Source organism: Schinkia azotoformans, assembly GCF_035811335.1.
GTDB lineage: Bacteria > Bacillota > Bacilli > Bacillales > Bacillaceae_J > Schinkia > Schinkia azotoformans.
In genome coordinates this window covers 128,556-154,665 of record NZ_JARSMD010000019.1, presented here as the reverse complement: position 1 = coordinate 154,665, position 26,110 = coordinate 128,556, and the positions used below count along the sequence as shown (strand labels likewise).

General features: G+C 35.8%; 29 protein-coding genes, 1 pseudogene and 2 riboswitches. Of the genes and pseudogenes, 12 read left to right on the top strand and 18 right to left on the bottom strand.

The features are described from left to right. The first annotated feature begins 26 nt into the window (after window positions 1-26). The 3 genes from P9E47_RS11615 (at window position 27) to P9E47_RS11605 (ending at window position 3,800) form a co-directional block, all read left to right on the top strand. Window positions 27-650 carry an NUDIX hydrolase gene (locus tag P9E47_RS11615; protein ID WP_003329231.1) on the top strand — a complete coding sequence of 208 codons (624 nt, stop codon included), beginning with the start codon at window positions 27-29 and terminating at the stop codon, window positions 648-650. Between the two features lie 81 nt (window positions 651-731). Next, the gene (locus tag P9E47_RS11610) at window positions 732-1,529 is read left to right on the top strand and encodes an HAD family hydrolase (RefSeq protein ID WP_003329230.1); all 798 of its coding nucleotides are present in this window, start codon (window positions 732-734) and stop codon (window positions 1,527-1,529) included. A gap of 123 nt (window positions 1,530-1,652) precedes the next feature. Then, complete coding sequence (locus P9E47_RS11605; protein WP_326163527.1) at window positions 1,653-3,800, top strand: ATP-dependent Clp protease ATP-binding subunit; 2,148 nt, start codon at window positions 1,653-1,655, stop codon at window positions 3,798-3,800. A 38-nt stretch (window positions 3,801-3,838) separates the two neighbouring features. On the opposite strand, the gene P9E47_RS11600 is transcribed toward P9E47_RS11605, so the two are convergent. Continuing rightward, window positions 3,839-4,138, bottom strand: coding sequence for a hypothetical protein (locus P9E47_RS11600; protein WP_003329228.1), 300 nt, complete (start codon window positions 4,136-4,138; stop codon window positions 3,839-3,841). 126 nt (window positions 4,139-4,264) lie between these two features. Next, window positions 4,265-4,471 (bottom strand): hypothetical protein, encoded by a 207-nt coding sequence (locus P9E47_RS11595; RefSeq protein WP_003329227.1) that lies wholly within the window; start codon window positions 4,469-4,471, stop codon window positions 4,265-4,267. A gap of 314 nt (window positions 4,472-4,785) precedes the next feature. On the opposite strand from P9E47_RS11595, the gene P9E47_RS11590 reads away from it, so the two are divergent. Continuing rightward, on the top strand, window positions 4,786-4,959 hold the full coding sequence (locus P9E47_RS11590; RefSeq protein ID WP_157382021.1) for a hypothetical protein: 174 nt from the start codon (window positions 4,786-4,788) through the stop codon (window positions 4,957-4,959). Window positions 4,960-5,112: 153 nt separating this feature from the next. Here P9E47_RS11590 and P9E47_RS11585 read toward each other — a convergent pair whose 3' ends face one another. Further along, complete coding sequence (locus P9E47_RS11585; RefSeq protein WP_326163525.1) at window positions 5,113-6,120, bottom strand: homoserine dehydrogenase; 1,008 nt, start codon at window positions 6,118-6,120, stop codon at window positions 5,113-5,115. Window positions 6,121-6,133: 13 nt separating this feature from the next. After that, the gene (locus P9E47_RS11580; RefSeq protein WP_326163522.1) at window positions 6,134-7,933 is read right to left on the bottom strand and encodes a PLP-dependent aspartate aminotransferase family protein; all 1,800 of its coding nucleotides are present in this window, start codon (window positions 7,931-7,933) and stop codon (window positions 6,134-6,136) included. Between the two features lie 99 nt (window positions 7,934-8,032). Continuing rightward, window positions 8,033-8,137, bottom strand: a riboswitch (SAM riboswitch). A 400-nt stretch (window positions 8,138-8,537) separates the two neighbouring features. Between P9E47_RS11580 and P9E47_RS11575 the strand changes: the two genes are divergently transcribed. After that, complete coding sequence (locus tag P9E47_RS11575) at window positions 8,538-8,690, top strand: hypothetical protein (RefSeq protein WP_169315866.1); 153 nt, start codon at window positions 8,538-8,540, stop codon at window positions 8,688-8,690. 28 nt (window positions 8,691-8,718) lie between these two features. Here P9E47_RS11575 and P9E47_RS11570 read toward each other — a convergent pair whose 3' ends face one another. Continuing rightward, window positions 8,719-9,438, bottom strand: coding sequence for a toast rack family protein (locus P9E47_RS11570; protein WP_326163520.1), 720 nt, complete (start codon window positions 9,436-9,438; stop codon window positions 8,719-8,721). 235 nt (window positions 9,439-9,673) lie between these two features. Between P9E47_RS11570 and P9E47_RS11565 the strand changes: the two genes are divergently transcribed. From P9E47_RS11565 to P9E47_RS11555, 3 genes are all read left to right on the top strand, one after another. Next, window positions 9,674-11,587: a putative bifunctional diguanylate cyclase/phosphodiesterase gene (locus P9E47_RS11565; RefSeq protein ID WP_326163518.1), complete on the top strand. Its 1,914-nt coding sequence runs from the start codon at window positions 9,674-9,676 to the stop codon at window positions 11,585-11,587. Window positions 11,588-11,623: 36 nt separating this feature from the next. Continuing rightward, window positions 11,624-13,684: a methyl-accepting chemotaxis protein gene (locus tag P9E47_RS11560; RefSeq protein ID WP_326163517.1), complete on the top strand. Its 2,061-nt coding sequence runs from the start codon at window positions 11,624-11,626 to the stop codon at window positions 13,682-13,684. Window positions 13,685-13,772: 88 nt separating this feature from the next. After that, the gene (locus P9E47_RS11555; protein ID WP_003329220.1) at window positions 13,773-15,530 is read left to right on the top strand and encodes a B12-binding domain-containing radical SAM protein; all 1,758 of its coding nucleotides are present in this window, start codon (window positions 13,773-13,775) and stop codon (window positions 15,528-15,530) included. A gap of 17 nt (window positions 15,531-15,547) precedes the next feature. Here P9E47_RS11555 and P9E47_RS11550 read toward each other — a convergent pair whose 3' ends face one another. Beyond that, window positions 15,548-15,742 carry a hypothetical protein gene (locus tag P9E47_RS11550; RefSeq protein ID WP_003329219.1) on the bottom strand — a complete coding sequence of 65 codons (195 nt, stop codon included), beginning with the start codon at window positions 15,740-15,742 and terminating at the stop codon, window positions 15,548-15,550. Between the two features lie 16 nt (window positions 15,743-15,758). Then, on the bottom strand, window positions 15,759-15,923 hold the full coding sequence (locus P9E47_RS11545; protein WP_003329218.1) for a hypothetical protein: 165 nt from the start codon (window positions 15,921-15,923) through the stop codon (window positions 15,759-15,761). Between the two features lie 395 nt (window positions 15,924-16,318). Here P9E47_RS11545 and P9E47_RS11540 point away from each other — a divergent pair, with 395 nt between their 5' ends. Together P9E47_RS11540 and P9E47_RS11535 are read left to right on the top strand one after the other, a co-directional pair. Next, the gene (locus P9E47_RS11540) at window positions 16,319-16,672 is read left to right on the top strand and encodes a DUF3905 domain-containing protein (protein ID WP_035194527.1); all 354 of its coding nucleotides are present in this window, start codon (window positions 16,319-16,321) and stop codon (window positions 16,670-16,672) included. Between the two features lie 152 nt (window positions 16,673-16,824). Next, entirely contained in the window at window positions 16,825-16,920 is a 96-nt protein-coding gene (locus P9E47_RS11535) for a YjcZ family sporulation protein (protein ID WP_081585610.1), read from the top strand. Between the two features lie 156 nt (window positions 16,921-17,076). Here the strand turns inward: P9E47_RS11535 and P9E47_RS22940 are convergent. Continuing rightward, a pseudogene (locus tag P9E47_RS22940) lies at window positions 17,077-17,157 on the bottom strand (YjcZ family sporulation protein); the annotation flags it as partial. 320 nt (window positions 17,158-17,477) lie between these two features. On the opposite strand from P9E47_RS22940, the gene P9E47_RS11525 reads away from it, so the two are divergent. Further along, window positions 17,478-17,627: a YjcZ family sporulation protein gene (locus P9E47_RS11525; RefSeq protein ID WP_003329215.1), complete on the top strand. Its 150-nt coding sequence runs from the start codon at window positions 17,478-17,480 to the stop codon at window positions 17,625-17,627. A 207-nt stretch (window positions 17,628-17,834) separates the two neighbouring features. On the opposite strand, the gene P9E47_RS11520 is transcribed toward P9E47_RS11525, so the two are convergent. From P9E47_RS11520 to P9E47_RS11490, 7 genes are all read right to left on the bottom strand, one after another. Continuing rightward, window positions 17,835-18,056: a hypothetical protein gene (locus P9E47_RS11520; RefSeq protein WP_003329214.1), complete on the bottom strand. Its 222-nt coding sequence runs from the start codon at window positions 18,054-18,056 to the stop codon at window positions 17,835-17,837. 94 nt (window positions 18,057-18,150) lie between these two features. Continuing rightward, window positions 18,151-19,155, bottom strand: a complete 1,005-nt coding sequence (locus tag P9E47_RS11515; RefSeq protein WP_003329213.1) for an ABC transporter substrate-binding protein — start codon at window positions 19,153-19,155, stop codon at window positions 18,151-18,153. Then, window positions 19,152-19,904 (bottom strand): ABC transporter permease, encoded by a 753-nt coding sequence (locus P9E47_RS11510; RefSeq protein ID WP_003329211.1) that lies wholly within the window; start codon window positions 19,902-19,904, stop codon window positions 19,152-19,154. The genes P9E47_RS11515 and P9E47_RS11510 overlap by 4 nt, the downstream gene beginning before the upstream one ends. Then, window positions 19,897-20,601, bottom strand: a complete 705-nt coding sequence (locus tag P9E47_RS11505) for an ABC transporter ATP-binding protein (protein WP_326153885.1) — start codon at window positions 20,599-20,601, stop codon at window positions 19,897-19,899. Before P9E47_RS11505 ends, P9E47_RS11510 begins: the two co-directional genes overlap by 8 nt. Window positions 20,602-20,762: 161 nt before the next feature. Then, window positions 20,763-20,863, bottom strand: a riboswitch (TPP riboswitch). 82 nt (window positions 20,864-20,945) lie between these two features. After that, window positions 20,946-22,163 (bottom strand): transglutaminase domain-containing protein, encoded by a 1,218-nt coding sequence (locus tag P9E47_RS11500; protein ID WP_003329209.1) that lies wholly within the window; start codon window positions 22,161-22,163, stop codon window positions 20,946-20,948. A gap of 172 nt (window positions 22,164-22,335) precedes the next feature. Then, the gene (locus P9E47_RS11495; protein ID WP_003329208.1) at window positions 22,336-22,722 is read right to left on the bottom strand and encodes a hypothetical protein; all 387 of its coding nucleotides are present in this window, start codon (window positions 22,720-22,722) and stop codon (window positions 22,336-22,338) included. 56 nt (window positions 22,723-22,778) lie between these two features. Next, the gene (locus P9E47_RS11490) at window positions 22,779-22,973 is read right to left on the bottom strand and encodes a hypothetical protein (RefSeq protein WP_235786677.1); all 195 of its coding nucleotides are present in this window, start codon (window positions 22,971-22,973) and stop codon (window positions 22,779-22,781) included. A 128-nt stretch (window positions 22,974-23,101) separates the two neighbouring features. Here P9E47_RS11490 and P9E47_RS11485 point away from each other — a divergent pair, with 128 nt between their 5' ends. Continuing rightward, entirely contained in the window at window positions 23,102-23,296 is a 195-nt protein-coding gene (locus tag P9E47_RS11485) for an alpha/beta-type small acid-soluble spore protein (protein ID WP_003329206.1), read from the top strand. Window positions 23,297-23,911: 615 nt separating this feature from the next. Here P9E47_RS11485 and P9E47_RS11480 read toward each other — a convergent pair. From P9E47_RS11480 to thiD, 3 genes are all read right to left on the bottom strand, one after another. Continuing rightward, window positions 23,912-24,502, bottom strand: coding sequence for a YitT family protein (locus tag P9E47_RS11480; RefSeq protein WP_003329205.1), 591 nt, complete (start codon window positions 24,500-24,502; stop codon window positions 23,912-23,914). A 127-nt stretch (window positions 24,503-24,629) separates the two neighbouring features. Beyond that, entirely contained in the window at window positions 24,630-25,277 is a 648-nt protein-coding gene (thiE, locus tag P9E47_RS11475) for a thiamine phosphate synthase (protein WP_326163515.1), read from the bottom strand. Beyond that, complete coding sequence (gene thiD / locus P9E47_RS11470; RefSeq protein WP_003329203.1) at window positions 25,274-26,083, bottom strand: bifunctional hydroxymethylpyrimidine kinase/phosphomethylpyrimidine kinase; 810 nt, start codon at window positions 26,081-26,083, stop codon at window positions 25,274-25,276. Before thiD ends, thiE begins: the two co-directional genes overlap by 4 nt. Between the last annotated feature and the right edge of the window lie 27 nt (window positions 26,084-26,110).

Here is a 26,110-nt window from a genome sequence, read left to right as displayed (position 1 = left end):
TAAAAAAAAGAGGAGGGAGATCCCATATGAAGGACGATTTAATGGCACGTATTCAAAAAGTAACCAATAATCGGCCGCATGTTTTAGGTCATAAACACTTCCAAAGTTATTCTGTTTTATTACCTTTAATTAAAATCAATGATGATATTCATATTATTTTTGAAAAACGTGCCGAACATTTAAGACGCCAACCCGGTGAAATTTGTTTCCCAGGCGGCCGCATTGAAAAAGGACAAGAAGACAGTCAAACCGCAGCTCTTCGTGAAGCTACAGAAGAATTGCGAATTACTGAAGAAGATATCAATCTCGTTGGGCCACTTGACTTTTTCGTTTCATCCTCTGACTCCATCATCTATCCTTTTGTCGGATGGATTGAAAAAGAATTTGCGGAGATTTCTCCCAATCCTGATGAAGTAAGTGAAATCTTCACTGTTCCTGTTTCTTTTCTTTTAAATACAGAACCTAAAATTTATCAAATTCATTATAGAATTGAGCCAGAAGATAATTTCCCTTATCATCTTATCCCAGATGGAAAAGATTATAATTGGCGACCAAGAAACATGAAAGAATATTTTTATTGCTACGAAGACAAAGTCATCTGGGGGATGACGGCAAGAATGCTGAATGAATTTCTTGAAAATATCAATTAACTTTATTTATATTTTCTTATATACAAAATAGTTTTTCAATTGTAGTCTTTATATATATAAAAGGAAGAGGAGTAAATAATAATGGTTAAAGCAATATTTTTCGATCTAGATGATACTTTACTATGGGATCAAAAAAGCGTAAAAGAAGCGTTTGTTGCAACATGTCAAAAAGCAAAAGAAAAATATAATGTTGACCCCGAAAAACTTGAGGAAGCTGTCCGCAAAGAAGCAAGAGAACTATACAGCTCCTATGAGACCTACTCATTTACACAGATGATTGGAATCAATCCATTTGAAGGTCTATGGGGAAATTTTTCAGATGATCAAGAAGACTTTATGAAAATGAGCAAAATTGTACCAACCTACCGTAAAGAAGCATGGACACGAGGTTTAGCTGCTTTAGGCATTAAAGATCCTGATTTCGGGTATGAGTTGGGTGAGCTATTCCCCGCTATACGCCGGGAGAAACCATTTGTGTACGATGAATCATTTCAAGTACTTGATCAATTAAAGGGTAATTATAAATTATTATTATTAACAAATGGCTCACCCGATTTACAAAATACAAAATTAACGATTACACCAGAAATTGCTCCGTACTTTGATCAAATCGTTATTTCCGGCGATTTTGGACGAGGCAAACCTGACCCATCCATTTTTGAACATGCCTTAAAACTTATGGAAATAAACAAAGAAGACGCTATTATGGTTGGCGATAATTTAATGACTGATATTCTTGGGGCAACACGGGCCGGCATTAAATCAGTATGGATTAATCGTCATAATAAAGAAAGACTTCCTGACGTTACCCCTACTTATGAAATTAAACATCTTGAAGAGCTCTTTCCAATTTTAGATGAACTTAAGTCAGCAGAATAATCTGCTGGCTTTATTTTTTTATTTTTTTCTTGACCTTTTTTGACCTTTTTGATTTAATTATAGTCAAGAAAGATCAAAGTCAATTAAGGTCAAACATTACCAATTACTAAAGGAGGAACTTTTATGTATTGTCAAATTTGTCATACAAACGAAGCTACAGTGCATTTAAATATCCAATTAAACCAACAAAAGAAACAATTACATCTATGTTCTGAATGCTATAACAAAGAAAAAGCAAATTTTAAAATTCCAAGTGGCTTTAGCCCATTCGGAGGACCAACACCATTCCAGAATGTATTTAATGGAATGAATTTTGGACAACAAGACCAAGATCTTTACACAAACCTTCATGGGCAACAAATGACTGGCCAAGCTAGTCGCGGCAACGGATTTCTTGATCAATTCGGTCGAAACCTAACAAATGCCGCAAAAGCCGGCATTATAGACCCTGTCATTGGCAGAGATAAAGAAGTAAATCGTGTGATTGAAATCTTAAATCGACGCAATAAAAATAATCCAGTTTTAATTGGTGAACCTGGTGTTGGTAAAACAGCAATCGCCGAAGGCTTAGCCTTAAAAATTGCTGAAGGAAATGTGCCGGCTAAGCTTTTAAATAAAGAATTATACTTGCTAGATGTGGCCGGTCTAGTTGCCAATACCGGAATTCGCGGCCAATTTGAAGAACGAATGAAACAATTGATTTCTGAGCTTCAAAAACGAAAAAACATCATTTTATTTATTGATGAAATCCATTTATTAGTAGGAGCTGGCTCTGCTGAAGGATCTATGGATGCTGGTAATATCTTAAAGCCTGCCTTAGCTCGAGGTGAATTGCAGCTTATTGGGGCAACAACCTTAAAAGAATACCGTCATATTGAAAAAGATGCAGCCCTTGAACGTCGGTTCCAACCCGTTATCGTAAATGAACCAACAGTGGAACAAGCAATTGAAATTTTAAAAGGAATTCAGGCAAAATATGAAAGCTTCCATGATGTAAAATATATGGACGAAGCGATTGAAGCCTGTGTCACTCTTTCACATCGCTATATTCAAGATCGCTTCCTTCCAGATAAAGCGATCGACTTATTAGATGAAGCTGGTTCAAAAGTTAATTTGCAGCATGCAGGCCAAGATACAACAGAACTTAATGAACGCCTCGCTAAAATAGCAAAGGAGAAGGATAAAGCAGCAAGCGAAGAAAATTATGAATTAGCAGCAAAATTGCGTCACGAGGAAATCAAGCTTGAAAAGCAGCTAGAAGCTGGAAACAATACTAAACAAGCAATCGTTGGAGTAAGTGAAATTCAAAAAATAATTGAAGAAAAAACTGGGATCCCGGTTGGAAAACTTCAACAGGATGAACAAGTAAAAATGAAAAAACTCGCTGCCAATCTTTCAGCGAAAATTATCGGCCAAGAAGAAGCCGTTCAAAAAGTTTCAAAAGCAATTAAGCGTAGCCGTGCAGGGTTAAAGGATAAAAATCGTCCAATTGGGTCCTTCCTATTTGTTGGACCAACGGGTGTTGGTAAGACTGAATTAACGAAGCGACTTGCGGAGGAGTTATTTGGAACAAAGGACAGCCTAGTCCGTCTAGATATGAGTGAATATATGGAGAAGCATTCAGTCTCTAAAATTATCGGTGCACCTCCAGGATATATTGGACATGATGAAGCAGGACAATTAACCGAGAAAGTGCGCAGAAATCCTTATTGCATCATTCTTTTGGATGAAATTGAAAAAGCGCACCTCGACGTACAGCATATGTTCCTGCAAATCTTAGAGGATGGCCGCCTAACAGACAGCCAAGGCAGAACAGTTAGCTTTAAGGATACCGTTATTATTATGACAAGTAATGCCGGAGTCGGTGCTAAGAAAGTAACAGTAGGCTTTGATAAGCAACAATCGGAGGATTCAACTGAAGGCACTATTTTAGATTCACTTGGCGCTTTCTTCAAGCCGGAATTTTTAAACCGTTTCGATAGCATCATTGAATTTAAGAGCTTGAAAAAAGAGCATATTTTACAAATCGTTGATATTATGTTGGATGACTTAAAAGCTCTATTAAACGAACAAAACATTTCAATTGATGTTTCAACTGAAGCAAAAGAAAAATTAGCTGAGCTCGGTTACCATCCTGCCTTTGGTGCACGTCCATTACGCCGTATTATCCAAGAGCAGCTTGAAGATCAAATATCGGATTTACTGTTAGACAATGGGAACATCACTGAAATAAAAGTTGCCATTGAAGACAACAAAATCATTGTGAAATAAAAAAAGCAGTGGCCGGGGTTCCTCCGGCCATTACTGATTCATGCGATCACACTTGAATTGAGAATTTCTTTTAATACATGATTAATTTTGCTCCTATGTTTCCATATGAAGACAAGCAAACCATCGATATCATCCATCATCGTTTCACCATCATCACAATAGTTTTCACCCTTACCGTGAATGGACCATCTTTCGTCCTTTTTCATTAATGTATATTGTCCACCGCGTTCCTTGTCTTTAAATACAAAATAATGCTTTTCATTTTCATAGTCATATGAAGCAATGTCTGTAAATTTCTCAAGAAATTGCATTGCATCCAACTTTTTCCTAATAATCAACTACATCACACCTTTCATCAATATACACCCTAGAAAAAAAGCTGCTATATTATTAGTTCGACATAGAAACTAAATTCCTTGTAAAAATCTAAAAAAGTTTTCAAGAAAACAAAAAGACTACTAACATTAAATTAGTAGCCCTACCATTTCTTCTTCATTTACTTTGCACTCAAGACACATATTGTTGATAACCGAAATCGTGTTATATTGGTTTTTCACCCAGATTTTATCTCTTTCAACCTTGACTACTTCTCCAGCTATCACCTGACCATAACGAGAAAAATACAAATCATTCGTTATTACTTCTTGGCCAACTGTAAATAACTCATTCATGAATATGAACTCCTTTAACTTACCATTCTTTTATTATTTAATTTTATTATACCCTAAAATGGTTGAAAATAGTCGAAAAATGTTTTTCAAAACTTTGACGATTTTTAATGCGCTTACATTTAATATCTTACAAAATCCTGTAGAATAAGAAAATTTCATTTATGAAAATGTTTACATTTGAGCATACAATTATTTTTCGAAAGTTTCTTGTAAAATATTTCACAACAAATTTTTTTCTATTGAATTGTAGTAATATTTTCTATAAAATAGGACATAGGGGATATTTATTATCTGGTACTAACAGGAGGTATAAAATGAATAATAACGATACATTTAAAGTAGTTAAACTTCTACAGGACTTGTCAAATTCTTTGAGGGGAAACACTAATATTTATGATACACAGTATGTTGATAATGTGAAAAGCCGGTTACCTCAAATTGAAAATGCTTTTTTTGAACTAAAAAAATACTTCGATCAACAAAACTAATTTTTTTTAACCTCTTTTTAACCTACCATTTCTTCACAATGAAATTGAGCGGTTGGTCAGTTTTAAAATCCATCCATTATAATTTTCCCAATAAAAAAGAGCAAGACCTGCAGATAAAATTCTACAAAATCTCACTCTAATAAAAAATTCTATTTAAACAATACTTGTTTGTGAAACAGCACTTGTATGCCATTCATTAACATCTGTACGGCAGGCATGAATTAAATCTTCAACGATTGCACTGGCAGTAGGATACATCCCCGCCCCTGGTCCGCTTAAACTAATATTACCTACAATATTCGCATGAATAGATACCGCGTTTTCAACTCCCTCTACATTATAAAAAGGATGTGAAGATTGAACAATAGTCGGTTTTAGGATAGCCTCTATTCCTTGCTCTGTTTTTGTTATGGAGGCAATATGTTTTATTCTCAAATTAGTAGTATCATGATGTTTTATTTGATCGGGTGTAATCCCGGTAATTCCTTTGCGGAAAACAGCTTTCCAATCTGGCTGCTGACCAAAACATACTTGGCTTAATATCATCATTTTATAAAAAGCGTCATACCCCTCGACATCATTCGTAGGATCAGCTTCCGCATATCCCAATTCCTGTGCCAAGGATAGGGCTTCTTCAAACGATAAACCCTCTTCTCTCATCTTTGTTAAGATAAAATTAGTTGTGCCGTTCAAAATGCCCTCAATTTTTTGAACTTGATTAATATTTAATAGCTTATTTAATGTTTGGATAATCGGAATTCCACCGGCAACAGTCGCCTCAAAGCCGACTGTTGTTCCATAGGTTTTAGCTAATTCGATAATTTCTTGTCCATGGTGGGCAAACATTTCTTTATTGGCAGTTATTACATGGCATCTTCTCTGTATCGCCCTTGTAATATGCGAAAAGCTTGGTTCCACTCCAACAGTTGCTTCTATAACAACATCAAGTTTAGGCAACTGAATAATATCCTCGAAATGATCTGTTAATAAGATGCCTTCCTTCGGGGGGATATGTTTGTCGATATCTTTAACTAATATAGCAACAACTTTAACGTTTTGTTCTAATAGCGTTAAAAACCGCTCCTGATTTGAGTTGATAATTTCATAGACGCCTTTTCCAACTGTACCATACCCTAGCAGGGCAATATTAATCGTTGACATTTTCCCACATCCTTTAAAGCTCACAGGCAAATGTTACGATACTTCCTCTAAGGCGTTGTGCTTCTTTATAAGTACAGCGATTATGGATAACCTCTAATCCGCCCTTTGTCGCAATTTCAACAGCTTTTGGCGAAATAACGCCTTCCTGCAGCCAGAAAATTTTTGGATTGATTTCAAGTGCTTCTTTAGCCACTTCTATAGCGGCTTCCGGGCTTCTAAATACTTGAACTACATCAACTTTAAATGGAATTGATTTTAAATCAGGGTAAACCTTTTCGCCTAGAATCTCTGTTTCTTTTGGATTTACCGGTACAATTTGATATCCTAAGCGCTGCATTTTTCTTGTTAAACGGTAGCTTGGGCGACCAGGCTTGCCACTTAAGCCCACAACTGCTAATCTTTTCGGACGTTGGACAACCTTCCCATCAATCTCCTCCTGAACAAATGGTGATTGTAGTAACCAACGAATGACACCTTCATCGTTTACAGCAACCTCACCTTTTCCATTTCCATTAAGTGATATGCCTGTTGCTTCAAAAAATGCGCGATCAAGATCAGCTGTTAAATCTCTAAGCGATTCAATCCCAACCGATAAACGAATAAGATCTTCTGTAACACCCGTTTGTATAAGCTCTTCAGCGGAAAGCTGCTGATGTGTTGTTGATGCAGGATGAATGATAAGCGATTTTGCATCTCCGACATTGGCTACATGCGACCATAGCGAAATATTATCAATAACCTTTTTACCAGCGTCACGTCCACCTTTTATTCCGAAGTTTACCATTGAACCGAAACCGTTTTGCAAGTATTTCTTGGCTAATTCATGTGCAGGATGTTCCGGAAGTCCAGGGTAAGAAACCCATTCAACTGCTGGATGATTTTTAAGGTATTCCGCAAGCTCAGCCGCATTTTTTGTATGCTTTTCCATTCTTAAATGCAGTGTTTCAAGTCCAATAATTAATTGAAAAGCATTTTGGGGACTTAAACATGAACCGAAGTCACGAAGCAATTGGACTCTAAGCTTCGTACTATAAGCTAATGTTCCAAATTCATTCGCATATATGATCCCATTGTAGCTTGGGTCCGGTTCAGTAAATCCAGGGAATTTCGGACTATTCCAGTTAAAGCGTCCACCATCAACGACAATGCCGCCAATAGAAGTGCCATGACCTCCGATCCACTTCGTTACCGAATGGACGACTATGTCGGCCCCCCATTTAATTGGCTTACAAAGGTATGGTGTTGCAAAAGTGCTGTCAACAATTAACGGAATACCCGCTTCATGAGCAATATCTGCAACAGCTTCCACGTCAAGGACATGAAGACTTGGATTTCCAATTATTTCACCATAAACGGCTTTCGTTCTTTCTGTTATTGCATGACGGAAATTTTCAGGATCTGTTGGATCAACAAACACGACTTTAATTCCGTATTTAGGCAATGTATTAGCAAATAAATTATATGTTCCACCATATAAATTGGTAGCTGCAACAATTTCATCTCCTGCATGGGCAATATTCATAACGGCTAAGGCAATTGCTGACATTCCGGACGATGTTGCGACAGCAGCTACCCCATCTTCCAATAATGCGATCCTTTTTTCTAAGACATCAACTGTTGGGTTCCCGAGTCTAGTGTAAATATTCCCAGCCTCATCCAATGAAAATAAGCTTTGAGCATGATCTGTATTATGGAAAACGTATGAAGTAGTTTGATAGATAGGAACTGCACGAGATCCTGTTGTTGGATCTGGTGATTGTCCCCCGTGTAATAATACTGTTTCTAAATCATAAGTGCTAAATTTTTCTGCCATTTCCAATTCCCCCTAATCACATTCGAAAACTCAACATAAAAATAAATAAAGTTAAAAAACCCTTCTTCCAATAAGGAAGAAGGGTTTATTCGCCACTCAACCTTATCTTTCAGGTAAAAACCTGCAGGATTTAGCACCTTTCAAGCATGCTTGATGGTTGCCGGACTTCAAAGGGCCTGTTCCCTCCGTCACTCTCGATAAGTATGTTTCTATTTAATTAGTAATTAGGATTATATATAAATAAATCTGAATAGTCAATAATAAAAAATAAAAAGGGCTGCCCAAATTAGTGCAACCCCTTTTCATAAGTAAAAAAATGCGTTAATTAGTTCTTTTGTGAAGCATTTACATCCGCAAGGCTGAACAAAATAAAGGTAATTCCAACCACTACAAAAGTAATATTCATTACAACTGACCATTCTGCCATTTAACACACCCCCATTTAAATCTACATCACCTAAGTTAATTTTATCAGTTCGATCTACTTTCAAAGCGATTACTTTTTGACAATTTTTCAACATTATTAAAATTTTCCACAAATAAGTATAGAAAGTAGAGATCGATTTAAACTAAGGAAGAAAAATTATGAATGGAGATGATTCATTTGACAAAACGTTCAAAGAAAAATGACGCAGATCAGAAAAACAAACAAGGACAATTCCAGAAACAACATGATACTGAATTTGGAAATGAATTTGGTAGTACCCAAGCTAACAAATATAATGAAGGCGGTGCACAATCCGGTACAAAAGAATAAATGAATGGGGCCATTAAGCCCTATTCATTTATTCTTCCACTTTAATTTTCAGGTCACCGACACCCATTTTTATTTTTATATTTGTTTTTATTTTTGCTTTTTCATAACTATCGTTAACATACTGATCATTATCCACAGATTTAAGACCTTCTGTTTCCACTTTTCCAATCCCGTTTTCGATTAATATTTTGACCCCTATATTTTTCGGAACAATGATCTCAGTCTTACCCATCCCTGACTCAATATTGGCATCAAATCCCTTTTTATAATCGCCAGCAAAATTAATCGTAGTTTCTCCAACACCACTATAAATTTCAGCATTTTGCAATTGTACTTCCCTTAGATCTATTACATTCTTACCTGCACCTGTTTTCACATATAGGGTTACTGGTAAAGTATTATTTAATACAACATCGCCTTTGTATTCAAGCCCTTCCAAATTCCCCATTGGTTTATTCATATTGCTTTGAATAATAGACAGCTGTCCTTCCCCTTCTGCTATTTTGTAGTCGATAACCGGTTTAAGCTCTTCAACATTGTATGAAAAATCGACTTCAGCTGCTTTAGCAGTGTTGCCGCTTAGCGTAAGGTCGCCTGCACCAAGTCGAATCGAAACATCCAACGCTTTTTCATTTTGAATATTTATACTAGATTTTTCAGATTGAAGATTTCCAATCTGAGCACCGCTACATGAAACTAATAGCAGTATCGACAGAATTGTTACCATCACGAAGAAAGCTCTCTTCATTATATAATTTCCTCCTACCATTCTTTTCTAGTTATTATGTACTTCCCTTATTATAGCAAATAGCATGAATTAGAAGTCATGACATATATTCAACAAATATTCATGAAGATTCATGAAACTTTTAAAAAATCTTGTAAAAATTTACTGTAATATATTATATAATGTGACTAATGTCATAGTGTAATTGTTATAAAGACGTAAGCCTTGTCGATCATCTATGAAAGGTTGTGGTGGAATGCCAAAGACAAGGGATAAAACTTATTTAAGAGATGGTTTAAAATTTGCTATTGTTTTCACAACTACCTATATTGTTATCGGAATAGTTGGAATCTCTATCGCAAATATATTTGTTCCGACACATAAAGAATGGGTTTTCCTGCTAATTACTACGGCCATCATGTTTTATATATCTTTACGATTTATATACCGAGACCGTGAACAAATTAGAACATTGGTAGACCAACAATTAGAGCTTACCATATATAAATCAATATTTGATCAAATGCATGAAGGCCTTGTCATTACTAACGATAAAGAAGAGATCATTACTATTAATCCTTCTTTTACAGAAATGACAGGCTACAAGGAAAATGAAGTGATAGGCAAAACTCCGTCTATTTTAAGTTCTGGATTACATTCTCGCGAATTTTATTCAAATTTAAAAAAAGAATTAAAGAAAAACGGACGGTGGCATGGAGAAATAATAAATCAACGAAAAAACGGACAAATTTTTCCTGAACAACTCAGTATTTCCGAGATCAGGAATATGAATGGGGTGGTTACAAATTATATAGGTGTTTTTACAGATATTTCATCCCAACGAAAAGCAGAAGGAAAAATAGAATTTCTAACACATTATGATTCTTATACTAGACTCCCGAAATTCAGCTTATTTATGAAGCATCTTAGTAATTTCCTGAATGACCAGATAGCAAATAAAAAGAAATTTTCTTTATTTATAGTTGATACGGCAAAATTAAAAACCCTGAATGCAATGTATGGACATAAGGTTGGCGATGAATTATTGCAGATTTTAGCTATCCGAATCCAAACAAGGTACAAGGGTCTATTCATCGGGAGAATAAATTCTAAAGAATTTGCTATCATTAACCCGAATTTATATGAGGCTGAGGCAGTCCAAAAAGAAGCTGAAAACCTTCTGCAAGAAATTGAACAGCCTTTCTATTTTGATGGAGATGAGTATTTCCTATCAGCAACAATCGGCATTGGCATTTATCCGGATCACGGAATGACTGCGGACGAGTTATACAAAAATGCTACTCTTGCAAAAACAGCAGCTAAAGAGGTTGGCTACCAATTCCAGCTTTTTGGGGATGAGCTTCTTGCGAAAGTCAGGAGAAAGGTCTTACTTGAAAAACATTTAATAAAAGCCATTGAGATGAATGAATTACAACTATATTACCAACCCCAAATAAATATTAAAACCCGGAATCTTATCGGACTTGAAGCATTAATTCGTTGGAATCACTCTACACTTGGAATGATCTCCCCTTCTGAATTTATACCTTTAGCTGAGGAAACGGGGTTAATATTAGATATTGGGGAGTGGGTCCTCGAAACCGTTTGTTTACAAATACAGAAATGGCGCTTGGCGGGTATCAAAATTCCAAAGATCGCTGTAAATTTGTCTCCTATACAATTGATGAATGCCAATTTGTTAAAGATGACAAAACATATAATCGATAAAACAAACATAGACCCAACTCTAATAGGGCTTGAAATCACTGAAAATATTAGTCTATTTCAAAAGGAATCTGTGATCCATATTATTACTAGTCTTAAAAAACAAGGTTTTAAAATCTTAATAGATGATTTCGGAAAAGGTCACTCAAATTTAAGCTACATTCAGCAACTACCAATTGATTCAATAAAAATTGATCGTTCTTTTATCTCTGATATTCCACAGAATAAAAATAATATTGCTTTAACGAAGGCCATGATCGCGATGGCTCATGAATTACAATTAACCGTTGTGGCCGAAGGTGTTGAAACGAAAGAACAACTGGAATTTTTGGATAATCACAACTGCGATTATGCACAAGGATTTTATTTAAGTAGGGCTTTACCGAGCGAAGAAATAGTAAAATTGCTATTAACGGTTAATGATGAATATCAACTCGCTTTATAGGTTAGAGATAATTTACGGTATAACGGAGGAATTACGATGAAGTTAAAAGCAAAATTAATTGCCGGCGTTGCAGGCTTATCATCTATTATTATATTAATTTGTTCATTATTTACTTACATTTCAATAAAAAACTTTTCCAATAATGTAGATAATTTAACAAATGGACTGTCAGAAGTCGTTGAAAGAGATGTTAGCGGATTTTCAGGCCATTATGCGGGTACCCTCACCTATCTTGAAGGAAAAAATGTGGTTGAAAAATTAGATAATATAATCCAGTCGATTGAATATCCTTTAAACGCCAGCAAAAGCATTACCAACCCTGCTATCCTAAAGCAGCTGTTTCAAGGATTTGTAAACAAAAATGAGTATATTTCATCCATGTATATAGCGTCCAATAACGGAATCCTTGCCACTTATTCAAAAGATCAAATGGAACCAAAACAAATTAGCGAAGAGTGGTACCAAAAAGCAAAAGCATTAAAGAATGATCAAATCTACATCTCAAATATGCAAAAAGGTAAAAGCGGCAAATCATTCATTACAATCAGCACACCTATATACACTAACAATCAATTTTCTGGCGTAATATCTGCTGACCTAAATGCCACTCTTTTAAGTGAATATATTTCACAAATTAAAGTCGGTGAAACTGGTTTTATAGCTTTAATAGGTGCTGATCGCTCTATTATCGGACATAAAGACCTGGAGCTTGTTAAGGAGGCTAAGAAGGTAAACGACTTACCGTTTTTTAAAGAAATTAGTGATGGAAGAATTTTATTAGACATTAATCAAGTAACCTATCTTCCTCTTGTCCATGAAAAAACAGGTTGGACCGTTTTATCTGTAATCCCACAGGAAGAGGTATCATCGTTTACAAAAACAATTGGTACAAATATGAGCAATAAAATAACAGAAGCCAATACAATGACTGAGAGTAGCCTATCAAAATTAGTATCCATCCAGGTGATTGTTATCATTCTGTTAATCGCTATTTCCATTGTCATAAGCTGGCTCATCGCCAGATATTTTGTTCAACCGATTAATAGCGTATCTTCTTTAATGGAGGCTGTTAGTAATGGTGACCTTTCAAGTAAGTTACAAGTGAAGTCAAAGGACGAAATCGGCATGCTGCTCCATTCGGTAAATAGAACGATAGACAGTTTACGAGACATGGTTAAAAAAATTAACAACCTCGCCCATGAAGTCGATCAAAGCTCAAACATATTGAATGAACAAGCCGAAGTTTCAAGCTCAGTTGCTAAAATTATAAATGACGCTATGGGTGAAGTTTCTTTAGGTGCTGATAAGCTGAGCACAGATATGTTCAGTGTTGCTAACAATGTTGAGCACAATGCCAATTCAATGCAGTCTATGTCAGAAAATATTTCAACTATTGCCGGACAAGCCCGAAAAACAAAAGAAGTTTCTTCAGAAGGTAAAATGGCAATGGAAAAAATGAAATCAAATATGGACATTATTGTTAAACAATCAGTTGAGTCGAGTAATATAATGAAAACACTCGATATGAGATTACAACAAATTAGCGATATTACAAAATTAATCCATGATATTTCTGAACAGACAAATTTACTTTCCTTAAATGCATCAATTGAGGCGGCAAGAGCAGGTGAACAAGGCAAAGGCTTTGCTGTAGTGGCCCAGGAGGTAAAAAAATTAGCGGAGCAATCAAGCAAATCCGTTGAAAAAGTGTCGACTTTAATTTCTGAAATTCAAAGTGATTCTACAAAGGCCTTAATCAATATTGACCAAAGTAAAAAATCAGTTGAAGAAGGTTCCGAAGTAGTGAATGATAGTGAAAGGAATTTCCATCAGATTGTAACCTATATTGATGACCTATCAAATAATATTGAAAATATCGCACAAACAGCCGATGAAATTTCAAAGCGCAGTAATGATATATTTATTTCGATTGAACGGGTAACCAATGTAAGTCAAACAACAACAGCCGGCGTTGAAGAGGTAACAGGCACAACGGATGAACAAATGGATTCAGTTCAAAAAGTAAAGGAAATCTCCTCAAGACTGCATGATTTAACTCAAGAATTAAAACACTCTGTTGGACGATTTAGATTATAACAGCGAACCGGAACTTTCCGGTTCGTTTTGATTTAAATTTGGTAAATTGTGATAGAATAGTAAGATTAGGGAATAAAGGAGTAAATTTATGAATATTATTTGTTCTACATTAAATGCAAAGTTTATCCATACAAGCCTTGCTTTACGATATTTAAAGGCTTATGCAGAACCTGAATTTCATATTCAACTAGCAGAATACACGATTAATGACCCGGTCATGAATATTGTATCTGACTTATACTCAAAAGGCCCAGATGTAATAGGATTTAGCTGTTACATTTGGAACATTGAAGAAACGATAAAAGTAATTAAAATGCTAAAAAAAATTCAACCGAAGCTCATCATCGTTTTAGGTGGCCCGGAGGTAACCTATGATACGTTTGAATGGATGGAGAAGATTAACGAAGTAGATTTTATTGCGATCGGCGAAGGCGAAAGTACGTTTAAGTCATTGCTTACTGAAATGTCTTCAACGCAGGACTATCGCAATGTTGCCGGTATTGCTTACCGAAGAAATGAAGAAGTGGTTATTAACCCACAGCGTGAAAAACTTGATTTAGCAACAATCCCTTCTCCTTATCGATTTCCGGAGGATTTTCCAAATTTATCAAAGCGCGTTGTGTACATAGAGACAAGTCGTGGCTGCCCTTTTACATGTCAATTTTGTCTTTCATCAATCGAAGTTGGGGTTCGCTATTTCAATCGTGATAAAATAAAAGAAGATATTTTATTTTTAATGGAGCATGGCGCCAAAACATTGAAATTTGTAGACAGAACCTTTAATATTAGCCGCAGCTATGCAATGGAAATGTTTCAATTTTTAATTGATCACCACTATCCTGGTACTGTCTTTCAATTTGAAATAACAGCTGACATTATGCGGCCAGAAGTCCTTCAATTTTTAAATGATCATGCCCCGGAAGGATTATTTCGATTTGAAATAGGGATTCAATCAACCAACGATTATACAAATGCGCTAGTCAAAAGAAAGCAAAACTTTGAAAAACTAACAAGGACTGTACAAATGGTCAAGGAAGGCGGTAAAATTGCCCAGCATTTAGATTTAATTGCCGGTTTACCTGAAGAGGACTATGATTCATTCAGAAAGACGTTTAATGATGTTTTTGCATTCGAACCGGAGGAATTACAGCTTGGTTTTCTGAAAATGCTGCGGGGAACAGGCCTTAGAAGAGAGGCTGAAAAGTACGGATATATATATGAAGACCATTCCCCATATGAGATTTTAGGGAATAATGTTTTACCGTTTAACGATATCTTAAGAATAAAACAAGTAGAAGATGTACTTGAAAAATATTGGAATGCCCATCGCATGGATACTACTTTACTATATTTGGTATGGAATGTTTTTGATTCACCATTCGATTTCTTTCAGGAGTTTGGTGCCTATTGGGACAAGAAAGGCTGGAGTCGGATTGGGCATCAACTTGAAGATTTATTTGAAAGATTGTTTATGTTTTTAAGTACGAAAGAGCAATTGCCTTTAATTGTGATTGAAGCAATGATGAAATATGATTATTTAATCAGCAAATCTCATAAGCCACGTAAGCCATGGTGGCAAGATAAATTTGATAAGGATTTACGTTCTGAGTATTTAAAAACACTTAGTGAAACTCCTTCCATATTAGGTGAGGAATTTGTGCAGCTTTCATTATCTGAAAAGGATTTACACAAGCATACGATTATGGAAGTCATCCCATTTGATATCGGTCATTATCTTCAAACCGGGTCTATCAATAATGAATCAACATTAATGCTAATTTTTTATAATCCTACCCTAAAAAAGAGCGCCCTTTTTACAGCGTCATTAAAAAACATTGAAGGCTGATACAATCAGCCTTTTTACTATTCCGAATTTCGGCGCGCTCCTTCCGATTTTTCCTTTTCTGCTTGCGCATATTTTTTAGCAGCTGCAATTTCAAATTGTTTACTGGCATTTACATCACTGAATTCCAGACCAAACTCTTCTTTGCTATTCCCTCTCGGAGTTTGTTGGCTTTTTACTTCTGGGTTATTATGCCTTGGATTTTTTTTACCCATTTAATGATTCCTCCCTTTATCGTTTTCCTTCATCTTCAATTCTGTTAGAAATTCTAGCATTTTCAGCTGTTTTAAAGGCTTTCAGATCAGTAAATTCATTATCAAATTCTACCTGTGGCATACTTTCAACAGGTGTCTTGTTATTCGTTTTCGCTGCATCGTGCTTGACTTTTCGTTTCATAATAAATTCCTCCATTTTCTGAAATGACGTTACTATATATAGAATGCTGCAAATTTAAGTTACTCATTCACCAAATCATCATAAATTGCATACAATACTCTATCTTAAAAAGTGGAGTTGATGCCAAATGGCCTTATTTTTATATCTTTTTATGGGGCTTATTATAAGCTTGATTCTTTGCCTGACCCCGAATACAGGAATGAAAACATTTGGACAATTTACTATTCTCATCTTCAGTTGGCTTCCACTATTTTTGCTCGGACTTGTATTTATATCAATTTATGACCGAAACAGGATTTCGATTTAAACTACCTTTCCTTGTGGAAGGTAGTTTTTGTATATCGACAACTTGTCCAAGACATACTAACAACAATAGTGCTAAAGAGGTGATACATATGAGTAAAAATGAGAAAAAAGAAAATTTAAAATCTCCATTAATTGATGGAACAATGCCACATCAAATTTCATCCCCTAATTTTAAAGATAGCGGGATTAAAATTGAACCACCTTTTGTGAATGAACATGGGGTTGTTATAGGCGATAGCTTTTACGATTCTCCGAACTCACCATTAAATCAATGGACGAAAGAAACAGACCCTTCTGTTATGGCCGGGGACGAATGGGTTCATCCGACGAATGATATTGGTTGGAATACAGATGAAAATATCGATCTTGTTGAAAAGCAAAAACCACCACAAGCTGCCCCGTTTATGCATCCAACCAAAGATGTAAGTAAAGGTACTGATTAAAATAAGGTAATCAACAAAAACCGGGATCCCCGGTTTTTTTATTATTTGCTACAAACAAATTTGCCCTTTTTTATTTGTGGAGGACATGCAACTATACATAAAAAGATGAACAGACATAATTTATAAGTAAACACAACAAGGAGGTGATCATTATGAGCGGCGGGCACGGCGGATATGGCAATAACTTTGCGTTAATTGTCGTCCTATTTATTTTGTTGATAATTGTAGGCACCAGTTTCGTCTACTAGGTTTTAACTTTTTCCACTATTATCTTCTACCTCCTTTTTTTATATAGCCCGCTTGGACGCTAAAGCGGGTTCTTTTATTTTCATCAATAAAAAAAGGTAGCCCCACTCATTAAGAGAATAGGACTACTGTTTAATTGTGAGCGAATCAAATGGGTATTAGCATCTCCAGGCGGCACCTACTATAATTAAAAGAATAAATAAAACTACAATTAAAGCGAAGGCGTTTGCACCATAACCGAATCCACCACATCCACAACCGCAAGCACCATACCCATATCCAAATCCATATGCCATATTTATTCTCCTCCTTTAAATTACTGTAACTAACACACTATTAACCTATGACAAATGTTCATAAATGTTATAGGCATATCCCCTATTATCTAAAAAATAGAGACAAAAATAATAAACGCCTATTTTATCAGAAACAGGGCAAATAACTATACGGATTAATTTTGTTTTCCATATGTTATTAATGTACAGATTGCTCAAAGGGCACTCTGTAGAGCAACACTCATTCTTTGATGGTTTACATTCTCAGAAAGGAGTTGAATTATATGTTCGGATACGGTGGATTTGGTGGCGGATGCTGCGGATACGGAGGCTTTGGTTATGGCGGCTGCGGCTTCGGCTACGGACGTGGCTTTGCGTTAATCGTTGTACTATTCATCCTTTTAATTATCGTTGGTGCTTCTTGGGGATATTAATTAGAAAAGCGAAAGCGACCGTTTAGCGACGTATAAACTGGATCGCATCGACTGAGATAAAGGATATCCGGCGATGAGCGAAGCGATTCCTCTGTTGTTGACTTATCGTAGGGAGATGAGTGAAATTTACGAGTCGCTGGTCGCTGGAGCTAGACAATAAAAAGCAAAACCCTTGCAAGGGTTTTGCTTTTTAGTTTGGGAGAGTAATTAAAGATTGTTTTTTATTTCATTCACCATTTTAATAAACTCCTCCGGATCATAGAAATCCTTTATCGTCCAGTTTTCTTCGATCCATTCGACTAATTGCTGTGGGGTGTTAAAAAACTCACCGCTTCGGTCTGCTTTCCTAAGCATATAACGGCCGTTATCATGATCAAAAGTAACCTCACAAGGTTCAGCACTGCCTTTACAACTTAAAACAAATTCCATTTTAACACCCTCTCGCAAATGTATTCGGGATATTACCCTAAAATTATTATATTTTATCTTTTTTTCGAGCACAACATATTTTCTGATTTTTCTGTTATTTTGTAAGTGTCGTAAACATTTCTTCTATATTTGGATCTGATTTCACCAAGCCAGATTCTTTAAGCCAATCCGTTACTTCTTCCCATGATTGGGCTGTTTGGCTGCCAAAAGGTTCCTGATCGGACTCCATCATTGACATTAATATGCTTAAGCTTTCTTTCTCTACCTCAGCTACTAACGGAAAGTTTGCCTCATCTTGATTTGTTAATAAAATTTGTAAGGCTTCCTCAGGATTTGCTTTCGTAAACTCATATCCCTTAACAGCGGCCCTCCAAAATGCTTCTATTTCTTGTTTATGATTCTCTAAAGTTTCATCACTTGTTACTAAGACAACTTCACTATAAGCGGGTACACCATATTCAACAGGATTAAAATTTCGAGTTTCATACCCTTTTTGCTTTAGGACGGGAACCTCATGATTAATAAAAGCACCGATAACTGCATCAACTTTCTCTGCTGCAATGGATGCTCCTAAGTCAAAACCAACATCGACCAATTCGACTTGACTGGGATCACCTCCGTCATTTTCGACCATTGTTTTTAACAATGATTCATTTAAAGCAATTCCCGGATAACCAACTGTTTTCCCTTCTAAATCCTTTGGAGACTTTATCCGGCTATTTTCCATAAAAACGATATGATTTAATGGTGCCCGAACGATCGATGCAACAGATTTAACCGGAATATTTTCATTGGCACGTGCAATAATGACATCTGGCTGATAATATAAACCTAAAGTAACCTTTCCTGCAGCGGCTAAATTAAGTGGATCCGTTGGATTAGCCGGAAATTGAATTTCAAGATTAACTCCTTCTTCAGCAAAATACCCTTTCTCCTTTGCTACATAAAGAAATGTATGTAATGCGTTTGGATACCAATCCAACATGATGCCCACATCTTTTAATTGAGTTGACGTCTCTTTACTACTATTACCTGAACCGCAAGCTGCAACAGAAAATAGCAATACGGCTAAAAAAATTACAGACAACCATTTTTTCACTTTATTTTCCTCCACTTAAAAGATATTTTTTCTAAATATGTTACTAATAAAAATAAAAGAATACCGATAAAAGACAATAAAATGATTGGTGCAAATACACCTGCGCCATCAAATTGAGTCATCATCCTGCGACTAAAATACCCCAAGCCAGCTTTTGCCCCTAACCATTCTCCTATTGCGGCCCCGATTACACTTAAGGTAACAGCCACCTTTAATCCCGAATAAAAGAACGGCAAGGCGGTTGGAATACTTAATTTAAAAAAGATTTCTTTTTTCGACGCACCCATTGTCAAAAATAATTCTTCAAGCTCGCTTTTAATTGACCGTAAGCCATCAAATGTACTCACTGTAATCGGGAAAAATGTAATCAAAACGGTGACTACAACCTTACCCCAGATTGAATAACCAAACCAAAGAACGAAAATCGGTGCCAACGCAATAATAGGAACTGTTTGTGATGCTATCAACAGAGGATAAAAAGCTTTTTCCACCGACTTATTCATATTCATCCAAACCGCTAATCCAACACCAATAATGATTGAAGTCAACAATCCTACGATAATAATCAACATCGTTGCTGGTAAATGATTTAAAAACAGAACACCTTTTAAGTCCCACAGCTTAAGCAATATTTGTGTTGGAGAAGGTAATATATACTTCTTGTTAACAATCGCGGCTCCTATTTCCCAGAAAATAAAAACACATAAAATAATCGTTATAGAAGAAAAATAATATTTAAATTTATCCATTGTACACCTTCATTCGAAGCCGGTCTATTAATTGTTCCTTTATGTTTACAATTTCTTGCCCGGCAAGATCTCTTATTTTTCTGGGCCTTGATAATGGAACTATAACTTCCGTAAATTCCTCTATCGGAGTTCTATTGATTAGAAAAATTCGATCGGACAAGAAAAGAGCTTCATCTACATCATGTGTAATAAATAAAATGGTCTTTTGCATTTTTTCCCATTGCTCTAAAAGCCACTCTTGCATCGTTAATCTTGTAATGGCATCTAGCGCACTAAATGGTTCGTCCAATAATAAAATGTTAGATCCAGTAATAATTGTTCTAAGGAACGAGACGCGCTGCTTCATTCCACCAGACAATTGTGCTGGATAGGAGTGTTCAAACCCCTTCAAACCAAATTCCTGTAGTAGGTCATACACTTCCACCTTTGGGACTATTTGTTTCGATGCCTCCATTTCCAACGGTAAAGTTACATTTTCCAAGACAGTTCGCCAAGGTAAAAGCAAGTCTTGTTGGGGCATATAACCCACACTGCCTAAACGTTGGCTGGAGGCTGAACCATCGATTATTACGTTCCCAGAGGTGGGATTTTCTAGACCTGTAATCAGCCGAAATAGTGTCGTTTTACCAGAGCCGCTTGGCCCAATAATACTTACAAATTCACCTTCTTTTACGGTGAAATTTAATTTTTCTACAATGACAGGCTCCTTTCCACTATATGTAAAATCAACATCTGTAAATTGCAGCGTAGTATGCCCTTTTATTAGAAATCCCTCCTTTTTCCAAATAAAAAAACCACCTCTATTAAATAGAAGTGGTTGTATTCAACATGAATGATGCCAATAATAAAAATAATTACAGACACCAAGCACCACTTCCCTACGCTAGAATTATCTAGATCAGGTTTAAGGGTTAAGACAATCGTCTTTCTCAGCCTTTTCAGCACCCCTAGTAGTAACGCTAGAATATTAAATTTTCATCTATATTAGGTTTAACACATTATTATAATCGTTGCAATCATTTTTCATTAATTCTTAAATTCTTAATCTTTCGGCGGATCATTTTGGTATACAATATCCGAAATCATAACCAGTTGGTCAAAAGATGTCGTCCCCCTTATATAAGGAAGAGTGACAAAACTCCATGATTTTACCTTATGTTTAACAGCATTATCATAAATGATTTGTCTAAGGTTTGTGCTTAAATCACCTTTGTTATCAATATAGCGAAGGTTAAATTCATTGTTATAGCTTGCAAATTGATTGCCAATCATATCGCTCAATTCAATTAAACGACTTGCAGTATTTTCCGGAAGCAAGTAGTGTAAACCTATTGTTACCATTAATTCTTGATAACGCTCCGCTTCATTTGTTGAAGAAAGCTTTGATTGTAGAAGGTCTAAATAAGCTGTAGTTGCAGCAGGGTATGGCTTTTCTTCACCATTTATTCCTCCCTGTTTCCAACTATGATTTTTTGAAATTTCTTTATCCGTTAGTAAGTAATAATCATAAAAAATCCGTCCTGCTTCATCGGGAACGGGATCATCCCATGTTACATCAAGATGATACCATTTATCGTCCAGCTTCACTAAATTCCACGCATGGTTTTGGGTTTTATATGCTTGGCTACTGGCAGTACCACTAATTAAACGAACGTCAAAACCTAATTTCTTCAACATTTTATAGGCGAGCATAGCATAACCATTACATGCTGTTATTCCTTTTGTTAAAGCCGTATAGGGAGAATTGCTAATCAAGGTAGTATCATACCCTAGATTCAACACAAGATAATCATGGACAGCTTTTACTTTTTCATGGTTATTCATTTCAGGCTTTATGATCTTAGACAAAATGGCATTTACTTGTTGATCAACATACTTCATTTCAGCTGCTGTTTCATAATATGTGAATTTAAGGGTTATCGTAATATCGGTTCCATATGCTTTATAGGACATATTTACACTGCGAAAAGAATAGTTCAAATATTCATCATTTTCAATTGCCTTATCAATATATCCACTTATCACATCTAACAGTTTATTTGTAGATCCTTTATATTGGATCACAATCGTATTTTGCCGTTTTCCCATTGCTTCCTGAATAATCTTTTCAATATCCTTTAATAAACTGGCTTTATATGTATTAGTAGACGCATTAGCATACAATACAGCAGAAGAACCTGCATGGATTGTTGTCGTACTTGACAGTATTAAGCCAAAAATGATAAGTGGAATCAGAAGCCACATCTTTAAAAATCTCATAATACTCTTAATCTCCCTTTCTACCTTTCATACATTAACTTTACTAGATTTTAACCTTTTTACCAAGTATATATATGATAACTGCATGGAAATATTTCGAAAATTATTTGGAACGTAAAAAAACACGATAAGCGGAAATTGCATACCGTGTTTCCTTCTTTTATTGACATATTTATCTCCAGCGAATTGCCATATCCAACTTGCAGCATTCACTCCCTTTTACATGTGCCCAAAACTTCAAATGAATTCCATCAGGATTGTAGGATACTTCGAAATCAGATTTAACTCCCAGTGATTTAATGAGATGATCCACTTCCTTTTGATTTGAAACTTGTGCAGCTCCCATGACCTGTGCTGCAAATGTCTTAGAATCCGCCAAATGATTTAAAACATTACTGGCATCCTTAAGCAGTTGTCTATAGGCTCCTAATGACTCACTAAAAATCGTAACATCAACATTATTTTGTCGGTTTGGATATTGGTCATTAGGGTATTGCCAATAGTTGTATGTTCCATAGGGTGTATGATAATAGGCCGGATTTCGTTGAAAATAATTCAACTTGCCCCCCCCTTAAACTTCTACTGAATAAATTTACACTTTATTTATATATGCCTTTACTCATTAACATGTGTATAAACAACCCCTCCTCCTTTTTTGGCCTCACCGCGAATTTGCTCCTTATCCTTTTGCTTTATTAAAACCTCACGGAATTCCATAAACTCTTCTTTTGTTACTTCATACTGCTTTATTTCACCATTTCTTAATTTCTCAATGATCTCTTCAATTTCCTCTTTATTCAATGCAACCACTCCCATTTTGTAATACTCATATTTTACGCTCTAAAAATTTTTTGGACAAATTCTTTAGTAATGGATAGCTTTTCTTGTCATAAATGGCGTATTTTTTTTACAAACTATATTATAAGGAGGTGTCATCTATGGCAAACCGCAATTCATTAGTAGTACCAGGCGTACAACAAATGTTGGATCAATATAAAGAAGAAATTGCCCAAGAATTCGGAGTAAAGCTTTCTGCTGATTCGGTTTCTCGTGCTAACGGATCCGTTGGCGGAGAAATTACAAAACGTTTAGTTAAGCAGGCACAAGCTGAATTATCCGGTAATCAATATTAACTTTTGACAACTCTATAATATGGCTAAAGGACCATTACATTTTCCGTAATGGTCCTTATGATCAGATTAAGAGAACAACATGCCAACCCCAGCTGCCATGAATAACCCGGCTACAATGGCGGCAGCCATAATTAATACCTCTACAAATGTCAATTTTTCCTTTTTCAAATTCATCTCCTCCTATTGAAATAGTGAAATAAAATATAAAAAGGGGCCTGTACTTTGACAGACCCCTCCCCTAAATTGCAGACAAAAAGGAGCCTTGTCGAACCAACGGCATAATACACCCTTGGTGACAGACTCCTCCTAATCACGCAAAATATTAATTTAGCTAAATTATAACATAGCTGCAATATGTAATCAATATAGAACTACCTAGATACGAATAACAAAAAAATGTAAAATAATTATAATTTTTTGTTGATTTTATTAGTTATTCATATTATACTTATATAAACAGTTGATAGTAGCAAATTCTCACTATCAGCCCCCTGTCCCCACCCCCTTAGGAGCTTATCTACCCCGATAAGCTCCTATTTTTATTTAATAGGTAGATTATTTCGATGTTAAAAAGTGAATGATCGAAAAAGACAGTTAGCGATAATCGCCAACTGCCTAATAATGAATTATTTTCAATGTCAATAAGCTGGTTGAAATACCGACAACAAAAATTGTTATTAATGATAGCAATAGTGTTTCCGGTGATATTAAGAAGCCGCCAATAATTACAACAAGTGCATCGATGAGCAATATGATTACCCCTACATTCATCCTGAACATATCTGAAAGAAACTGCGCCAACAAGTCAGTACCGCCCGTACTCGTCTCAAATTTAAGCATCGTACCAATTCCAATACCAACAAGCAGACCACCTAGAATAGAGCTTATTAATGGGGATTGAAGAATTTCCGATAATTGAACATGCCTTAACGGTGAAAGGACATCTATAAAAAATGAGGAAACTAAAAACCCATGAATACTATTATAAAAATAAGATCGATAACGAAACCAAGCTAATATAAAAATCGGAATACTGCAAAAAATAATCGTAAGTCCCGTTTCAAATCCCCACAAATAATTTACAATTAATCCAATACCAATCATTCCTCCATCCAATAATTCATTTGGAAAAAGGAATAAATTAACTCCGATGGCAACAGATATACTCCCAGCGATAATTGCACTTGCTTTTTTAACAAAAGACATTCTGCATCTCCTTCATGTAACGGACATGCTACATGTATATGCCTTTTGATTCGGAAATAGGTGTAAAAAAGACTGTCTTCCAATGCCTAGTGACATAAGTAAGACAGCCAATTCCATTATAATTTTTTTATTTCATTTCTTCTAGTAGATCCTTCACAGCTTCCCTTGGATTCTCACTATTGCTAATAGCTGAAATAACTGCAACTCCATCCGCCCCCGCCTCGATGACCGGTTTGATTAACCCTTTTTGAATGCCGCCAATTCCTACGATTGGAACAGTAAGGTTATTTTCTCTTAATTCAACGATAACTTCAGGTCCCTTCACTTCACGAATATCCTTTTTTGTGGTCGTTTCGTACATCGGTCCAACTCCCAAATAATTTGCCCCTTGTGCTAGTGCTTGATTAGCCTCATTCAGGTTATGGACGGAAATACCGAGTAGTTTGTCACCAATCATTTTTCTCACTTTTAGCGGGTCTTCATCTTCTTGACCAATGTGAATGCCATCTGCATCAATTTCAAGTGCCAATTCAAGATCATCATTGACGATAAAAGGAATTCCATTTTGTTTACAAATAGCCTGTAATTTTTTTGCCAACTTTATTTTTTCAGAGCCCTTTTTGGCATGGGTCCCCTTTTCTCTGAATTGAAAAAAAGTAATACCTCCTTCAATCGCTTCCTGTAGTACAATTTCAGGATCCTTCAAACAATTATTGCTCCCCATCACAAAATAAAGCTGAAGCTTTTTTCTTAGCTCTTCTTCGGAATATCTCATTTACATAATGCTCCCCTTTTATTATAGGCCCAATGATTCGTTGGACCGTGGCCTGTGCCGATTCGCAAATCATCTTCAATGGCAGCTTGAATAAAGTGTTTAGCAACTGATATCGAATCCACGATGTTTTTCCCTTTCGCTAATTCAGCCGTAATCGCTGCAGAAAACGTACATCCCGTTCCATGAGTATTCTTTGTAGCAATTCTCTTGCTTTCAAATTGGAAAAAGCGGTTTCCATCATATAAGAGATCAATCATTTGATCGGTTTCTTCGTGTCCGCCTTTAATCATTACATTTTTTGCACCTAGATTATAAATAAGTTTGGCAGCTTCTTTTCGTTCACTAAGATTTGTAATTTTAATGCCAGATATCACCTCTGCTTCAGGGATATTAGGAGTTATAACTGTTGCTATTGGCAATAAATAATCTTTTAGGGCTTCGATTGCTTCCGCTTGTAATAATGGTGATCCTCCTTTTGCAATCATCACCGGGTCTATTACAAGATTAGACCATTGATATTGCGTGATTTTTTCCGCGACAACCTTAATAATTTCACTGTTAAAAAGCATGCCTGTCTTTACTGCATCTGGTGTTAAGTCTGTACCGATTGAATCAATTTGCTTTGCAATACCTTCAACACTTAGCGGATATACCCCTTGTACACCAGTTGTATTTTGTGCTGTAATTGCCGTAATAGCCGTCATTCCATATACACCAAGTTCTTGAAACGTTTTTACATCTGCCTGGATTCCCGCTCCCCCACCGGAATCTGAGCCAGCAATAGTAAGTGCCTTGAAAACTTTCATTAGATACTCACTCCATTTCTTTTTATA

Coding starts and splice junctions, on each gene's coding strand:
- P9E47_RS11615 (WP_003329231.1), top strand. CDS start 27: ATGAAGGACGATTTAATGGCACGTATTCAAAAAGTAACCAATAATCGG.
- P9E47_RS11610 (WP_003329230.1), top strand. CDS start 732: ATGGTTAAAGCAATATTTTTCGATCTAGATGATACTTTACTATGGGAT.
- P9E47_RS11605 (WP_326163527.1), top strand. CDS start 1,653: ATGTATTGTCAAATTTGTCATACAAACGAAGCTACAGTGCATTTAAAT.
- P9E47_RS11595 (WP_003329227.1), bottom strand. CDS start 4,471: ATGAATGAGTTATTTACAGTTGGCCAAGAAGTAATAACGAATGATTTG.
- P9E47_RS11590 (WP_157382021.1), top strand. CDS start 4,786: ATGAATAATAACGATACATTTAAAGTAGTTAAACTTCTACAGGACTTG.
- P9E47_RS11585 (WP_326163525.1), bottom strand. CDS start 6,120: ATGTCAACGATTAATATTGCCCTGCTAGGGTATGGTACAGTTGGAAAA.
- P9E47_RS11580 (WP_326163522.1), bottom strand. CDS start 7,933: ATGGCAGAAAAATTTAGCACTTATGATTTAGAAACAGTATTATTACAC.
- P9E47_RS11570 (WP_326163520.1), bottom strand. CDS start 9,438: ATGAAGAGAGCTTTCTTCGTGATGGTAACAATTCTGTCGATACTGCTA.
- P9E47_RS11565 (WP_326163518.1), top strand. CDS start 9,674: ATGCCAAAGACAAGGGATAAAACTTATTTAAGAGATGGTTTAAAATTT.
- P9E47_RS11560 (WP_326163517.1), top strand. CDS start 11,624: ATGAAGTTAAAAGCAAAATTAATTGCCGGCGTTGCAGGCTTATCATCT.
- P9E47_RS11555 (WP_003329220.1), top strand. CDS start 13,773: ATGAATATTATTTGTTCTACATTAAATGCAAAGTTTATCCATACAAGC.
- P9E47_RS11550 (WP_003329219.1), bottom strand. CDS start 15,742: ATGGGTAAAAAAAATCCAAGGCATAATAACCCAGAAGTAAAAAGCCAA.
- P9E47_RS11545 (WP_003329218.1), bottom strand. CDS start 15,923: ATGAAACGAAAAGTCAAGCACGATGCAGCGAAAACGAATAACAAGACA.
- P9E47_RS11540 (WP_035194527.1), top strand. CDS start 16,319: ATGAGTAAAAATGAGAAAAAAGAAAATTTAAAATCTCCATTAATTGAT.
- P9E47_RS11535 (WP_081585610.1), top strand. CDS start 16,825: ATGAGCGGCGGGCACGGCGGATATGGCAATAACTTTGCGTTAATTGTC.
- P9E47_RS11525 (WP_003329215.1), top strand. CDS start 17,478: ATGTTCGGATACGGTGGATTTGGTGGCGGATGCTGCGGATACGGAGGC.
- P9E47_RS11520 (WP_003329214.1), bottom strand. CDS start 18,056: ATGGAATTTGTTTTAAGTTGTAAAGGCAGTGCTGAACCTTGTGAGGTT.
- P9E47_RS11510 (WP_003329211.1), bottom strand. CDS start 19,904: ATGGATAAATTTAAATATTATTTTTCTTCTATAACGATTATTTTATGT.
- P9E47_RS11500 (WP_003329209.1), bottom strand. CDS start 22,163: ATGAGATTTTTAAAGATGTGGCTTCTGATTCCACTTATCATTTTTGGC.
- P9E47_RS11485 (WP_003329206.1), top strand. CDS start 23,102: ATGGCAAACCGCAATTCATTAGTAGTACCAGGCGTACAACAAATGTTG.
- P9E47_RS11480 (WP_003329205.1), bottom strand. CDS start 24,502: ATGTCTTTTGTTAAAAAAGCAAGTGCAATTATCGCTGGGAGTATATCT.
- thiE (WP_326163515.1), bottom strand. CDS start 25,277: ATGAGATATTCCGAAGAAGAGCTAAGAAAAAAGCTTCAGCTTTATTTT.
- thiD (WP_003329203.1), bottom strand. CDS start 26,083: ATGAAAGTTTTCAAGGCACTTACTATTGCTGGCTCAGATTCCGGTGGG.